This window comes from Bradyrhizobium sp. 61 (assembly GCF_023073075.1).
Lineage (GTDB): Bacteria > Pseudomonadota > Alphaproteobacteria > Rhizobiales > Xanthobacteraceae > Bradyrhizobium > Bradyrhizobium barranii.
The window spans coordinates 120,671-135,259 of the sequence record NZ_JADPIU010000067.1; the positions used below are offsets into that span (position 1 = coordinate 120,671).

Annotated in this window: 13 protein-coding genes; 5 read left to right on the plus strand and 8 right to left on the minus strand. The window is 64.3% G+C overall.

Annotated elements, in window-relative coordinates:
- Positions 1-86 precede the first annotated feature (86 nt).
- On the plus strand, positions 87-761 hold the full coding sequence (locus IVB46_RS24445) for a response regulator transcription factor (RefSeq protein WP_028146749.1): 675 nt from the start codon (positions 87-89) through the stop codon (positions 759-761).
- A gap of 1 nt (position 762) precedes the next feature.
- On the plus strand, positions 763-2,163 hold the full coding sequence (locus tag IVB46_RS24450) for an ATP-binding protein (protein ID WP_247307004.1): 1,401 nt from the start codon (positions 763-765) through the stop codon (positions 2,161-2,163).
- Between the two features lie 123 nt (positions 2,164-2,286).
- Here IVB46_RS24450 and IVB46_RS24455 read toward each other — a convergent pair whose 3' ends face one another.
- From IVB46_RS24455 to IVB46_RS24480, 6 genes are all read right to left on the minus strand, one after another.
- The gene (locus tag IVB46_RS24455) at positions 2,287-3,573 is read right to left on the minus strand and encodes a M20/M25/M40 family metallo-hydrolase (RefSeq protein WP_247307006.1); all 1,287 of its coding nucleotides are present in this window, start codon (positions 3,571-3,573) and stop codon (positions 2,287-2,289) included.
- A gap of 224 nt (positions 3,574-3,797) precedes the next feature.
- Entirely contained in the window at positions 3,798-5,399 is a 1,602-nt protein-coding gene (locus IVB46_RS24460; protein WP_166352235.1) for a TRAP transporter large permease subunit, read from the minus strand.
- Entirely contained in the window at positions 5,396-5,935 is a 540-nt protein-coding gene (locus IVB46_RS24465; RefSeq protein WP_014496195.1) for a TRAP transporter small permease subunit, read from the minus strand. The genes IVB46_RS24460 and IVB46_RS24465 overlap by 4 nt, the downstream gene beginning before the upstream one ends.
- A 300-nt stretch (positions 5,936-6,235) precedes the next feature.
- The gene (gene moaA, locus IVB46_RS24470) at positions 6,236-7,288 is read right to left on the minus strand and encodes a GTP 3',8-cyclase MoaA (RefSeq protein WP_071915174.1); all 1,053 of its coding nucleotides are present in this window, start codon (positions 7,286-7,288) and stop codon (positions 6,236-6,238) included.
- Positions 7,289-7,419: 131 nt separating this feature from the next.
- Positions 7,420-7,923, minus strand: coding sequence for a hypothetical protein (locus tag IVB46_RS24475; RefSeq protein ID WP_135214417.1), 504 nt, complete (start codon positions 7,921-7,923; stop codon positions 7,420-7,422).
- 153 nt (positions 7,924-8,076) lie between these two features.
- Complete coding sequence (locus IVB46_RS24480) at positions 8,077-8,751, minus strand: HAD-IA family hydrolase (RefSeq protein ID WP_063984022.1); 675 nt, start codon at positions 8,749-8,751, stop codon at positions 8,077-8,079.
- Positions 8,752-8,916: 165 nt separating this feature from the next.
- Between IVB46_RS24480 and rpiA the strand changes: the two genes are divergently transcribed.
- From rpiA to gor, 3 genes are all read left to right on the plus strand, one after another.
- Positions 8,917-9,642 (plus strand): ribose-5-phosphate isomerase RpiA, encoded by a 726-nt coding sequence (rpiA, locus tag IVB46_RS24485; protein WP_247307008.1) that lies wholly within the window; start codon positions 8,917-8,919, stop codon positions 9,640-9,642.
- Positions 9,643-9,644: 2 nt separating this feature from the next.
- Positions 9,645-10,193, plus strand: coding sequence for a DUF2059 domain-containing protein (locus IVB46_RS24490; protein ID WP_063984021.1), 549 nt, complete (start codon positions 9,645-9,647; stop codon positions 10,191-10,193).
- 131 nt (positions 10,194-10,324) lie between these two features.
- The gene (gene gor / locus IVB46_RS24495; protein WP_247307010.1) at positions 10,325-11,713 is read left to right on the plus strand and encodes a glutathione-disulfide reductase; all 1,389 of its coding nucleotides are present in this window, start codon (positions 10,325-10,327) and stop codon (positions 11,711-11,713) included.
- Positions 11,714-11,982: 269 nt separating this feature from the next.
- Here the strand turns inward: gor and IVB46_RS24500 are convergent, their stop codons facing one another.
- Both IVB46_RS24500 and IVB46_RS24505 read right to left on the minus strand, forming a co-directional pair.
- Entirely contained in the window at positions 11,983-13,278 is a 1,296-nt protein-coding gene (locus IVB46_RS24500; protein WP_071915169.1) for a DUF892 family protein, read from the minus strand.
- A gap of 108 nt (positions 13,279-13,386) precedes the next feature.
- On the minus strand, positions 13,387-14,394 hold the full coding sequence (locus IVB46_RS24505; protein WP_247307012.1) for an alpha/beta hydrolase: 1,008 nt from the start codon (positions 14,392-14,394) through the stop codon (positions 13,387-13,389).
- Positions 14,395-14,589 lie beyond the last annotated feature (195 nt).

The following is a 14,589-nucleotide window of genomic DNA, read 5'->3' on the forward strand; positions in this document are numbered from 1 at the left end:
TCGCTGGCCGAGGCGGCCGGAATGGTGGAAGAGAGCGAAGATGCGGCGCGAGCCGTGTTTGCACCGGAACATCCGGCGGGACTGCGATGCGCCTTCTGATCGTCGAGGACAATGTCGAGCTGTCGCGGCTCGTTGCCGCCGGGCTGTCGGCCGCCGGCTACCAGAGCGACATCGTGAGCACCGCGGCCGAGGCACGCGAGGCGGTCAGCAGCGTCAGCTACGCTGCGATGATCCTCGATCTCGGCCTTCCCGACGGCGACGGCCTGTCGGTGCTGCGCGAGCTGCGCCGGCAGATGGAGCCGCTGCCGGTGCTGGTGCTGACCGCGCGCGGCGGCCTGCAGGACCGCGTCAGCGGCCTGCGCAGCGGCGCCGACGACTATCTCGCGAAGCCGTTCGCCATGGAGGAGCTGGTGGCGCGGCTGGAGGCGATCCTGCGCCGGCCCGGCCAGCTGCTCGGCCGCTCGTTGCGCCTTGCCAATCTCGTCTACGACACCGAAAGCCGCCAGATCTTCGTCGACGACCAGCCGCGGATCATCTCCGCGCGCGAGACCTCGGTGCTGGAGATTTTGCTGCGCCGGCAGGGGCGGGTGGTGCCGAAGAAGAACGTCGAGGACCATATCTTCGGGCTCGAAGGCGAGGTCGCCTCCAACGCGGTCGAGGTCTACGTCTCGCGGCTGCGCAAGCAGCTCACCGAGCACGGCGCCAAGGTCGTGATCCACACCATCCGCGGCGTCGGCTATCTCATGTCCGAGGAGAAATAGCGTGGCGGCCGCCGGGGCCTATGGCAGATCGCCGACATTCAAATCGTTGATCTGGCGCATCGTGTTCATGCACATCGTGGCGGTCGCGGTGGTCGCGATCTTCCTGCCGCTGGTGCTGTTCTGGCTGCTCAATTCCGAAGTCGACCAGCTGCACCGCGAAGCCATGCGCGCGCAGGCCGAGGTGCTGGCCGAGCGCATTGTCGCCGCGCCGGACGGCCTGCTGACGTTCAACCTGCCGGACAGCCTGCGGGGCCTCTATTCGGAAGCCTACGGCCGCTATCTCTACGACATCCGCGATGCCGACGGCCGTTTGCTGTTTTCGTCCCGCCGCAAAACGGGAGCGGCCGCGTCGGCGCCGCCGACGCTTTCCGAGACGATTTCCGGCGCCGGCGTCACCCGCATCATCGACGGCAAGATCGTGCGCATCCGCGTGGCCGAGGATCTGGCGCATCGCGACGTCATCATCGACGACATCATCTCGAACTTCTTCCGCCGGGTCGGGTGGATCACCATTCCGATCCTGCTGATCCTGCTCGCCGCCGACATCATCATCTTCCGCCGCGCCATCGCGCCATTGTGGAAGGCCTCGGAGGAGGCCAGCAATATCGGGCCGGCGCGCACCGACATCCGCCTGCCGACGGAGCAGATCCCGCGCGAGATCATGCCGCTCGTCACCGCCGTCAACCAGGCGCTCGACCGGCTCGAGGACGGATTTCGCGTGCAGCGGCAGTTCACGGCGGATGCCGCGCATCAATTGCGCACGCCGCTCACGATCCTGCGCACGCGGATCGAGACGCTGGGCGATGGCGCCGCAAGGCAGGCGCTGCACGACGACATCGAAGGCATGAGCCGCATCGTCGCCCAGCTGCTGGAGATCGCCGAGCTCGACACCCTGGTGCTCGATCCCGGCGAGACCGCGGACCTGCGCGCCGTCTGCGCCGAGGTGGTCGGCTCCATCGCGCCGTTCGCGATCGCACAGCACAAGGACATCGCGCTGAAGGGCGCCGACGCGCCGGTGCTGATCCACGGCAATGCGGAGATGCTCCAGCGCGCGATCTTCAACCTCGCCGAAAACGCCATCAAGTTCACGGCGAAGGATACCGCCGTCGACGTCGAGGTGCGCGAGGACGGTTCGGTGCGCGTGCGCGATTGCGGCCCCGGCATTGCGGAGGCCGAGCGCGAGCTGATCTTCCAGCGCTTCTGGCGCGCCGACCGCCAGCGCAGCGACGGCGCGGGCCTCGGGCTCTCGATCGTGCGCGGGGTCGCGGACGATCATGCCGCGACGGTGGCGGTGGAAAATCTTCCAGGCGGCGGCGCGGAGTTCACGCTGCGGTTTAGGCTGGCGGAGAAGACGGCTTCTTCACCCTCTCCCCTTGTGGGAGAGGGTGGCTCGCCGCGATAAGCGGCGAGACGGGTGAGGGGTCCTCTCCGCGAATCCAACTCTTAGTCATGCGCGCGGAGAGAACCCCTCATCCGGCGCTTCGCGCCACCTTCTCCCACAAGGGGAGAAGGGAAGAAGACGCCGCTATTTCAGCTTGCCCGTGGACAGGTCCATGATCATGCGCGTGGCCAGATAAAGCCGCGGCACGATGCTGTTGATCTGCACATATTCGGCATCGTTGGAGTGCGCGCCGAAGCCTGACAGGCCCATGCCTTCCACCACGGCGCCGCTGGTCTTGAGCGCGGCAAACGCAGCGTCGGTGCCGCCGCCGGTCGCCTTCTCGTCGACCTTGAGAGACAGTCCGACCTCACCATAGATCGTCTTGCCGTAGGCCGCGACGCGGCGCGAGGCGTCGTTGGCCTCCAGCGGCGGACGACGCACCTCGAATTTCAGCTCGACCCTGGAGTCGGGCAGCAGGCGATTCTTGATCTTCTCCTGCAGCGCCTTCTGCAACTCGTCGAAATCGGCGACCTTGAGCGCACGTGCGTCGGCCTGGGCCGAGGCGTCGGCCGGGATCACGTTGCGGTTGGTGCCGGCCTTCGAGACCGTCCAGTTCAGCTTCAGGCCCTGCTCGAGCTTGGACAGGTCCTTCATCTGCAGCACCTGGTGCGAGAGCTCGTACAGCGCGTTGATACCGCCCTCGGGCCGAGCGCCCGCGTGCGAGGACTTGCCGTGCACCGTGAGATAGGCCGAGCCGATGCCGCTGGTGGCAAGGCGCAGCGTGCCGTCGGTGCCGCCGCCCTCGAACGAGAACACCACGTCCTGATCCGCGGCGAATTTGGTGATGGTGCTGCGCCAGCCGGGCGAGGAGATCTCCTCGTCGCCATTGGTGAGCACCGTGAGCGTGCCGTAGTCCTTGAAGTTGAGTTTCTTGAGCATCGCCACGGTATGGAGAATGAGCCCGACGCCCTGCTTGTCGTCGGCAATGCCGAGGCCGTAGGCCTTGTCGCCGTCGACGCGGAACGGCTGGTCCTTCAGCATGCCCTTCAGGTACACCGTGTCCATGTGGGCGATCAGCATGATCTTCTTGCTGCCGGTGCCCTTGAACACGGCGTGCACGGCCGGGCCGATTGTCTCGGGCGTGTCGTCGAGGCGATAGACGTCGGTGGGGTGCAAAATCTCCACCGTGCCGCCGAGCTGCTTGAGCTGGCCGGCAACGCGCTCGGCGATCTGGTTCAGGCCGTCGATGTCCTTGCTGCCGGATTCGATGCTGACGAGGTCGCGCAGCGTGTCGAGCAGCGCCTGTTGCTCTTTTTGCGCCAGCGCATGGACGTCGGTCATCGGTTCCGCATGCGCAACCGTTGCAGCACATGCCAGCCAGAGCGATGCGATCAATGGGGCGAGCGACGGAGCAGGGAGCGATCGGGACATGCGCGGAGGTCCATCAGTTGGAGGATGGCCGGGTATGCCCGTGTTTGCGTTGCTTGTCACGTGTGGGTCACTTCACACTCTTCCCTTGCGGGAGAGGGTGGCTCGCCGCGATAGCGGCGAGACGGGTGAGGGTCCAACGCTCATTCGAGTGCGCGGAGAGAACCCCTCATCCGGCGCTTCGCGCCACCTTCTCCCGCAAGGGGAGAAGGAAGAAAGCGCGGCCGCTACTTCTGCGGCGGTCCGAGATCCAGCGGCGGCAGGTCGATCTGCGGCACCTCGATCTTGACCTTGTCGAGGTCGACGTTGAGCGGCTTGTCGAGCAGGCCCGTCACCGTGATCGGGAAGATGATCACGAGCAGCACCATGATCAGCTGCAGGCCGATCCAGGGGATCGCGCCCCAATAGATGTCGGAGCTCTTCACTTCCTTCGGCGCCACGCCGCGCAGATAGAACAGCGCAAAGCCGAACGGGGGATGCAGGAACGAGGTCTGCATGTTCACGCACAGCATCACGCCGAACCAGATCAGCGCCGCGTCCGGTCCCACCACCGGCGCAAGGACCTTCTGCGCGATCGGCGCGATCATCGGCAGGATGATGAAGGCGATCTCGAAGAAGTCGAGGAAGAACGCGAGGAAGAAGATGAAGAGGTTGATGAAGATCAGGAAGCCCCACACGCCGCCGGGCAGCGAGGTCAGCAGATGCTCGAGCCAGACGCCGCCGGAGACGCCGAGGAACACCACCGAGAAGCAGGTCGAGCCGATCAGGATGAAGGTGACCATGCAGGTGAGGCGCATGGTGGACTCGTAGCCCTGCTTGATGAGGTCGCGCAGCTCGGGGATGCGTGCCGCCTGGATGCAGATCCAGGCCACGGCGAGATAGGTGACGGCGAACGAGAGCCTGAAGACCAGGTTCTCGGTGAACAGCATCGCGACGATGGTGCCGACGCCGGCGGCGATCACGCCGCCGATCAGGATCATGCGGTCCTTCGAGGTGAAGTCCTTGTGATGGATCGCGGCGAGCACGATGGCGCCGACCGCGCCCATCGCGCCGGCTTCCGTCGGGGTCGCAAGACCCATCATCATGGTGCCGAGCACGACGAAGATCAGCACGGCCGAGGGGATGATGCCCATCAGGCACTTCTTCCACAGCGCCCAGCCGGTCAGCGTGCGCGCTTCCTTCGGCACCGGCGGCACGTGGCTCGGCTTGATCAGGCCGAGGATGAAGGTGTAGCCGGCGAACAGCATGATCTGGAACACCGAGGGGCCCCAGGCGCCGAGATACATGTCGCCGACCGACTTGCCGAGCTGGTCGGCGAGCACGATCAGCACCAGCGAGGGCGGCACCAGCTGCGTGATCGTGCCGGAGGCCGCGAGCACGCCGGTGATGTAGCGCATGTTGTAGCCGTAGCGGATCATCACCGGCATCGAGATCAGCGCCATGGCGATGACCTGCGCCGCCACCGTGCCGGTGATGGCGCCGAGGATGAAACCGACGATGATCACGGAATAGCCGAGGCCGCCGCGGACCGGGCCGAACAGCTGGCCCATCGAGTCCAGCATGTCTTCGGCTAGTCCACATCTCTCTAATATGGCGCCCATGAAGGTGAAGAACGGGATCGCGAGCAGCAGCTCGTTGGAAAGCACGCTGCCGAACACGCGGCCGGGAATCGCCTGGAGGAAGTTGAGGTCGAAGAATCCGAGATAAATGGACAGGAAGCCGAAGGATAAGCCGACCGCCGCGAGCGTGAACGCGACGGGGAAGCCGATCAGCATCGCCAGAACCAGGCCGCCGAACATCAGCGGCGGCATCATTTCCAGCGTAATCATTGGGTCGGCCTCTCGTACTTGGCGTCGATCGTCACATAGCCCTGGAGAGCCGCGATTCGCTTGATGACTTCGGAAACACCCTGGAGCGCCAGCAACACGAAGCCGGCGGGGATCACGAACTTGATGGGCCAGCGGATCAGGCCGCCGGCATTGCCCGACATCTCGCCGACGTTATAGGCCTGCATGAAGAACGGCCAGGACAGATAGGCGAGCAGGAGGCAGGAGGGGATCAGGAAGCAGAGCGTGCCGATCATGTCGAGCCAGAGCTGGCCGCGTTCCGAGAGCGTGAGGTAGAAGATCTCGACGCGGACATGCTCGTTGCGCTTGAAGGTGTAGGACGCGCCGAACATCACCAGGATGGCGAACATGTACCATTGCAGCTCCAGCCAGCCGTTCGAGGAGTTGCTGAAGGCATAGCGGATCATGGCATTGGCCGCGCTGACCAGGCACGCCAGCAGCACCAGGATGTTACAGACGTACCCAATCTTTTCATTGAGGGCGTCGATGGCGTTGCTCACCGCCAGCAATGGACGCATCTTACTTTCTCTCCGTCGCCGTCGCGGCCCAACACTTTACGGGAGGCTTCAGCACGCATCGCCTGGCCGGCGTGCGAAAAGCACGCGACCGCACGGACAATATTCCGGAGCGATTGCGGCGTCAGTCCTCCCCTCGTGCCTTGCCGTCTTGACCGCGACCGCCAAAGGGGCGCGGCCGGCTTATTGCTGCCGGGCAAGCAAAGGCGGCTGCACCAAACCAGCGGGCTTGTGCGCCGTCAATCGGAAAATGGGCAAATTGACGCCGAGTCAAAAGCTTATGGCGGGGAGGGCGCGAATCCCTCAGCCGCCCGTGACGCTCATGTGCCTGGAGACGCTGGGGCGGTCGTGGCGGCGGTCGATGATGAAATCGTGGCCCTTGGGCTTCAGCCCGATGGCGCGGTCGATCGCATCCGCAAGCAGCATGTCGTCGTCAGATGCACGCAGGGGTTTGCGCAAATCTGAAGCATCCTCGTGGCCGAGGCAGGTGTGCAGCGTGCCCGTGCAGGTGATGCGCACCCGGTTGCAGGATTCGCAGAAATTATGGGTCATCGGCGTGATGAAGCCGAGCTTGCCGCCGGTCTCGGCAATGCTGACATAGCGCGCCGGCCCGCCGGTGCTCTCGGCCAGATCGGTCAACGTGAATTGCTGGGCGAGACGCGCGCGCACCAGCGACAGCGGCAGGTACTGGTCGATACGGCCCGAGCCGATCTCGCCCATCGGCATGACCTCGATCAGCGTCAGCCCCATGCCCTTGCCGTGCGCCCAGCGCATCAGGTCGGGAAGCTCGTCCTCGTTGAGGTTCTTCAGCGCCACCGCGTTGATCTTCACGCCAAGCCCAGCGGCACGCGCGGCTTCGATGCCCTCCAGCACCTTGTCGATCTCGCCCCAGCGGGTGATCTCGCGAAATTTCTTGGGATCGAGCGTGTCGAGCGAGACGTTGATGCGGCGGACGCCGCAATCGGCGAGCTCCCGGGCGTGTTTCGCAAGCTGGGTGCCGTTGGTGGTCAGGGTCAGCTCGCTCAGGGCACCGCTCGAAAGGTGGCGGGACAGCGAGCGCACCAGCGTCATCACGTTACGGCGGACCAGCGGCTCGCCGCCGGTGAGCCGCAGCTTCTTCACGCCCTTGGCGATGAAGGCCGTGCAGAGCCGGTCGAGCTCCTCCAGCGTCAGCAGGTCCGCCTTGGGCAGGAATGTCATGTCTTCCGACATGCAATAGAAGCAGCGCAGATCGCAGCGGTCGGTGACGGATACGCGCAAATACGAGATGGTCCGCCCGAACGGATCGGTCATCGCGCTCGACAGCGCGTCGCGGGGGCTCGCTGCTGCGAGAGGGCTCGCGGAAGGTCCGTTCATACCAGATGCCTTGCCAAATGCCTTGTCACTTACGGCGACGGGCGCACCTTTGCTTCAGTGGTGCTCTGGAAGCAATCTAAGCACCGGACGCGGCTAGGACAATCGGGTGGTATACGTAATCAGCGCCTGGATCAGCGCTTTCCTGCGTTCGGATCGGGAAACGGCGAGGCCGCCACGGCAGCAGGTGCAGCATCCGCAGGGGCCGCAGCGGGTGCGGCATCCGCAGGCGCCGCGGCGGCTGCGGCCGGCTTCGGCTTCTTCGGCCGGTGCGGCTTCTTCACAGGCTTGGGCGGCACTGCCGGCTGGAGTTCCGCGAACACCGGATTCGGGTCGGTGGTGACCGAGGCGGGCGTGGTGAAATCCCCGGGATTCTTGATCACGTTCACCGGCACGCTGGCCGGCTGATATTTCGGCAGCGCGAAAGCGACGGTGAACGGCGCGTCGGGGGCGGGAACCGAGACGGAGCAGGGGGTCTTGCAACCCGCACCCAGCGAGGTCGTGGCGTCGGCCCCCGGAGGATTGGATTCGAGCCGAACCTGGACGGTCGGCGGCGCCGATTTGAACATGTCCCAAGACATCGAGGAGCAGCCGCCAAGGCTCGCTCCCGCTAGCGCAATCGCGATGACACGACGCATGACCACCCACTTCTAACTGCGACGAACCGCCACATCCCCGGGCGAACCTACGAGCGTCGTTCCAAGCAAGCAACCGGCGCGCTGCGCATAGTTAATAGATGGTTAACGCAGGGTTCCGTAGAATACGGCAGTTATCTCAGAGGCTTGTGGTTCCTAGGCAGTCATCAGGCTGTGGGCCGCGGCCGGCAGGTCGCGCATGTGATGGATCAGCCGGTCCGGCTTCAGCTCGGCGATCGGCACGTCCGTATAGCCGAAGCTGACCCCGATCACGGGCACCCCGGCGCGCCGGGCGACGCCGACGTCGGTTCCGGCATCGCCGACCATGATACTGGCTTTGACCGCTCCGCCGGCGCGCGCCACAGTCTCGCGGAAAATGGTCGGATCGGGCTTCTGGACGCCAAAGGTGTCCGCGCCGCAGATCGCGGCAAAGCGGCGGGTGAGATCAAGCTGGTCCAGCAGGCGCTTGGACAGCCATTCCAGCTTGTTGGTGCAGACCGCCAGCCGGTGGCCCTGGGCCGCAAACTGGTCGAGTGCGGCCTCGAGCCCCTCGAACGGGCGGGATTCGACCGCGATGTGGTCGGCGTAATAGGCGATAAAATCCGCCGTCATCCGGTCCATGTCCGCCGGCGTGACCATGCGGCCTTCGGCCTCCAGCCCCCGTTCGATCAGCTTGCGGGCGCCGGCGCCGATCATGTTGCGGGCCGAGGCCATCGGCACGGGCGGCAGCCCTTCGCGGTCGAGCACGAAATTCAGCGCGGTGATCAGGTCGGGCGCCGTATCCACAAGCGTGCCGTCGAGATCGAAGACGAGGGTGTAAGGGGAGGTCATGGTCCCAGCGCTATCGGGCCGGCCGGATCGGCGCAAGGGCCGAAGCCATAAGTTCACCTTATAAGATCGGCCCGGAGGCCTGTTCCGGCAGGAAAAACGAGGCTACATAGGCCGCCGCAAGCAACCTATCGGCGGCACACTCTAAAATTCAGGGGCGGGCGCATCGTGAACATGGACCAGTTGAAGCGGCAGGCTGCGGCGCGCGCCCTCGAGGAGGTGCGTGACGGCATGCGGCTCGGGCTCGGCACCGGCTCAACCGCCAAGCATTTCGTCGAGCTGCTCGGCGAGCGCGTGCAGGCCGGGTTGAAAGTGATCGGCGTGCCGACCTCGGAGGCGACGCGCCTCGATGCCGAGCGCTGCGGTGTGAAGCTGACGACGCTGGACGAGATCGATCATCTCGACCTCACCGTCGACGGCGCCGACGAGATCGATCCCGACTTCAACCTGATCAAGGGCGGCGGCGGCGCGCTGCTGCGCGAGAAGATCGTGGCAGCCGCCTCGGATCGCATGATCGTGATTGCCGACGACAGCAAATGGGTGCCGACGCTCGGCCGCTTTCCGCTGCCGATCGAGGTCATCCCGTTCGGGCTCGGCGCGACGCGCCGCGCGATCGAGAAGGCATTTGCCGAATGCGGCGTTTCCGGGCAAATGGCGGTCCGCAAAGCCAAAGGCGGCGACAAGGATGGCCACGTTTTCGTCACCGATGGCGGCCACTGGATTCTCGATGCTCAGCTCGGACGCATCGTGGATCCGCCTGGCCTCGCCAAGGCGTTGAGCTCGATCCCCGGCGTGGTCGAGCATGGCTTGTTTATCGGCTTGGCCAGCTCGGCCGTTTTGGCGGGCGGCGAGGGAATTCGCGTGATTGAACGGCGTAAGCCGAAAGGAGACTAGGAATGAAGAGCGTATTGAGATTCTTGCCGGCCGCGACGCTTGCTGCTGGACTGGCCGTCTTGGCGGTCCCGGCGATCGCGCAGCAGGCCGCGCCGGCCCAGAAGGCTGCTCCCGCGCCCGCCCCGCCGAAGGCCTCGCCTGCGGCGATCGCGGCGGCCAAGGAGATCCTGCAGATCAAGAACGCCACCGCGATGTATCAGGGCGCCGTGCCTGGCATGGTCGAGAAGACCAAGATCACGCTGATCCAGCAGAATCTCAACTACCAGAAGGAGCTCAGCGAGGTCGCGCCGATCGTGGCCCAGCAGCTCAACGGCCGCCAGAACGAGATCGGCGAAGGCATGGCGCAGATCTATGCCAGCGAGTTCACCGAGCAGGAACTGAAGGACCTCGTCACCTTCTACAAGTCGCCGCTGGGCAAGAAGCTGATCGACGCCGAGCCGCGCGCCATCGGCCTCAGCATGGCCTTCATGAACTCCTGGGCCCAGAACTTCTCCGAGACCGTGATGGGTGCCTTCCGTGCCGAGATGCGCAAGCGTGGCAAGGAAATCTGACAGTACCTATCTGATCAGAAACCCCTGAAGCGCGTCATCGCGCTTTAGGCTGTTATTTGCGCATGATCCTATCGGAGAACCGCTGCACACGTCTCCGGATCATGCGCTGAAAAAAGAGGTCGGAGTGGACAATGGCTGAATTCGACGTCGACCTCTTTGTCATCGGTGGCGGCTCGGGCGGCGTGCGTGCCGCCCGCATCGCGGCCGGTCACGGTGCGCGCGTGATGATCGCGGAAGAGTACCGCATGGGCGGGACCTGCGTGATCCGCGGCTGCGTGCCGAAGAAGCTGTTCGTGATCGGCTCGCATGTCCGTCACGAGCTGGAAGATGCCGCCGGTTTCGGCTGGACCGTTCCGCCCGCGACCTTCGACTGGCCGACGCTGATCGCCAACAAGGACAAGGAGATCGCGCGGCTGGAAGCGGCCTACACGACGAATGTCGAGAAGTCGGGCGCGCAGGTCGTCAAGAGTCGCGCGGTGATCGAGGACAAGCACACCGTCCGCCTGCTCGAGAACGACCGGAAGATCACCGCAAAATACATCCTGATCGCCACCGGCGGCGCGCCCAACCACGGCGCCTCGATCCCCGGCATCGAGCACGTGATCTCCTCCAACGAGGCGTTCCATCTGAAGAAGCTGCCGAAGCGGATCGTGATCCAGGGCGGCGGCTATATCGCGCTGGAATTCGCCGGCATCTTCGCCGGCTACGGCTCCGACGTCACCGTGATCTATCGCGGTGACAACATCCTGCGCGGTTTCGACGAGGACGTTCGCGCCCACGTCCGCAGCGAGATGGAAAAACAGGGCATCACCATTCTCACCGGCTGCACGGTGGCGAAGGTCGATCGGCACGGCGAGGAATTCACCTCGCATCTGTCGAACGGCTCGAGCCTTGCTTCCGACCAGGTGATGTTCGCGATCGGCCGCCATCCGTCGGTCGCCAATCTCGGCCTGGAGAAGGCCGGCGTCGCCATCAACCCCGGGAATGGCGGCATCGCGGTGGACCATTTCTCGAAGAGCTCGGTCGACAACATCTATGCGATCGGCGACGTCACCCACCGGCACAACCTGACGCCGGTTGCGATCCGCGAGGGGCATGCGTTTGCCGACACCGTGTTCGGCAAGCGCGAGGTGCAGGTCGATCATTCCTACATCCCGACCGCGGTGTTCTCGCAGCCGGAGGTCGGCACGGTCGGTCTGACGGAGACCGAGGCGCGTGCGCAATTCAGCCACGTCGACATCTACAAGACGACGTTCCGGCCGATCAAGGCGACGATGTCCGGCCGCGACACCCGCGTGCTGATGAAGCTCGTCGTCGATGGCTCGACCGACCGCGTGCTCGGCTGCCACATCGTCGGCGATTGCGCCGCCGAGGTCACCCAGGTGGTCGCGATCGCGGTGAAGATGAAGGCGACCAAGGCCGACTTCGACGCGACGATCGCGCTGCATCCGACCGCGGCCGAAGAGCTCGTCACCATGCGCACGCCGACGGCGCGGCATGTACGGCAGGCGGCGGAGTAGGACCGGCCTTCAGCGCGACCTCAAAGCACTGAGATCACGTCACGTCATCTCCGATATCTTGCCCTTGCCCTGGCAGGACTCGCATTTGACCGGATAGATCTTGCGACCCGGGTGCGTTGGCTCCTTGGATTTGGGAAAGCCGGTTCCATTGCACAGCGGGCAGGTATGTTCTTTGATCTTCGGGGGCATGCTAGATCCTTTCCGGCTGTGGTGGCGCAGCGGCCCCTGCAGGGGCCGCGTTGCCTTGTGGTCAATGGTTCAAGGCCGACCTAGCCTCCGGCGGGCTCATCCTCGGCGAAGGTCTGCTCGATGGCGGCGGGCATCTTCGCAACCGACATCAACGAACGTGCGACCTGATTGAGCAACTGATCCGCGTTCTCTTCCTCGGCGAGATTCTTGGAAAGCAGCGCGACGACGGCGGTGTGACGCAACTGCTGCGCCAGGTTGCGGGCGGTCGCGTAGCCGGCAATCTCGTAATGCTCGACACGCTGTGCCGCACCGATCAACGCGAGATCCGCGGCGGCATCGTCCTTCCTGGCGCCCTCCTTGATCACTTCGTCGCCTTCCTCGACAAGCCCCTGCATGCCCTTGCAAGCCTTGGCGCGCGGCTTCTTCCCAAGAAGTTCGAAGCACTCGTCGAGACGCTCGATCTGCGCTTCGGTTTCGGCCAGGTGAACTGTGAACAGCTCAGAGAGCTGGTCGTAGCGGGCAGCCTCGATCATCTGAGGCAATGCCTTGGTCAACTGCTTCTCCGCGTGCAGGAGATCCCGCAGCTGATCGATCAGCAGGTCGTCAAGGCCAACGGACGGTTCCGATGGCGAGCTCTCGGCAACGATGGAAGGCGCCGCACCGGGATCGCCGTTCTGGAGTGCCGGTGATTCCATGAAAACCCAGTCCTCGCCTTCATTCCAGGGACCTCTGGTGTCGATTTCTCCATTGTCGCCGGATCCTGTCGAATCGTTGAAGAACTGGTCCACGAGACCGGGCGTCGGAGCGATGCGGCCGATGCTGAACGTGGGCTTGTTCATGCTTTCCAGCGCGCGTGAGAACGCCTTCATGTGGGTGATTTCCCGTGTCATCAGGAATTGCAAGGCGTCTTTGGTGCCGGCGTCATCACAGAAATTGATCAGGCGCTCATAGACGATCTTGGCCCGAGCTTCTGCGGCGATGTTGCTGCGCAGATCGACGTCGAGTTCTCCGGTGATCTTGAGATAATCCGCCGTCCAGGCACTGCCTTGCGAGTTGAACAGATTGACGCCGCCGCCTCCGGCAATCGCGATCAAGGGATCGGCTTCCGCCGCTTCGCGATCGAACTTCATGGGCTTCAAGTGCAGGCGCGCGAGCGATCCGACGACCTCAAGGTGGCTCAACTCCTCGGTTCCAATATCCATGAGGAGATCCTTACGGTCAGGATCCTCGCAATTGAGACCCTGAATGGAATACTGCATGGCGGCCGCAAGCTCGCCGTTGGCGCCACCGAATTGCTCCAGCAGCATATTGCCGAACCGGGGATCGGGCTCGTCGACCCGGACTGTGAACATGAGCTTTTTGACGTGATGATACATGGAATGACCTTTGACTACAGGAGACACCGGGGCCAACTGAGCGCTGTGTTGGACGTTCCTAACTCGGATCGTGCCGCGACCAGATGCTTCTCGGGAGAATCAGGTGGCTCAATGCAGCGTTTCCGCCGCGGCTTCGTCGACAGCGGCCATCAGGTCAGCCGTATCTGATTGCTGGATCATGTGACCCGCATTCGGGACGCGACGCATCTTGCTGTGCTTGATCTCGTCATGCAGTCGGCCGGACTGTTCGTCGATGTCGATGAGGCGGTCGTCCTCGCCGGCCAGGATGGTGACCGGCATGGCCAGTTCGCCGTAGGTCTTTGCCGACAGCATCGCAGAAGGGACCATCAAGGCTGCTTCGGCGGCACCCGCACGAAGCTGCGACGGACGCACCGCCAGTGATTTGGGGAAGCCGTCGAATTTTTGCGGGACGGATTTGGGTCCGAACAGTTGCCGCAGCATCGCCGGCCACATCAGGCGGCTGAGGATTGGTGAGATCGTGTGGCTGAGGATGTCGCCAAACCCGGGGACGGCCGGCCCGGCCATCGCCATCATCGCGTCGGTGCGGGCCGTCGGGAAATAATAGCCCGACGCCAGTATCAAGGCTTCGACCATCGCGGGATGTCTGCTTGCCAGGGCGATCGCAACCGATGCGCCCCAGGAATGCCCGAGCACGATCGCCTTGTCGACGCCGAGGTGCGCAAGCGCGTCCTTGAAGAGGTCGGCTTGGGCCGCCGGCGTCCACACCACGTTGCGCGGCCTCAGACTGTGCCCGAAGCCGGGACGGTCGAACACGATGACCCGATAATCCTTGGCCGCAAGATCGATCAGGCCACTCGACTCGAAATCCTGGATCATGCTGCCATTGCCATGGAGCAGGACCAGCGGGCGTCCGGACCCGCGCTCGACATAGTGCAACCGAACACCGTCGATGTCGATGAACCGCCCTTGGGGCGGATTATCGCGCTGCGCCTTGTCGGCAAGGCGCCGATTGACGAACGCGGCCGCTGCGAGCAGGCCGGCCGTCGCGGCAACCGTGGAGGCCAAGGGATGTTCTGCGAGAGCATGAAGGGCCGTGGCCGCCAAAGATGGCGACCGTTTTTTCAGTATGCGCATGTGACACTTTCGCTGACTGCGGCCAGCTGTTGGAGAGTGGTAAGGGACGCTTCCGCATTGACGCCCTTGGTCGCATCACGACCACGATGGCGCGGGCTTCTTGTCGGAGGAGATTTCCGTGCATCGCGGGTGCGGTTCGGAGACCGGATCAGCACCATCGAGCAGGGATCGATTTCGCCTTCTTGGGACCCGGAA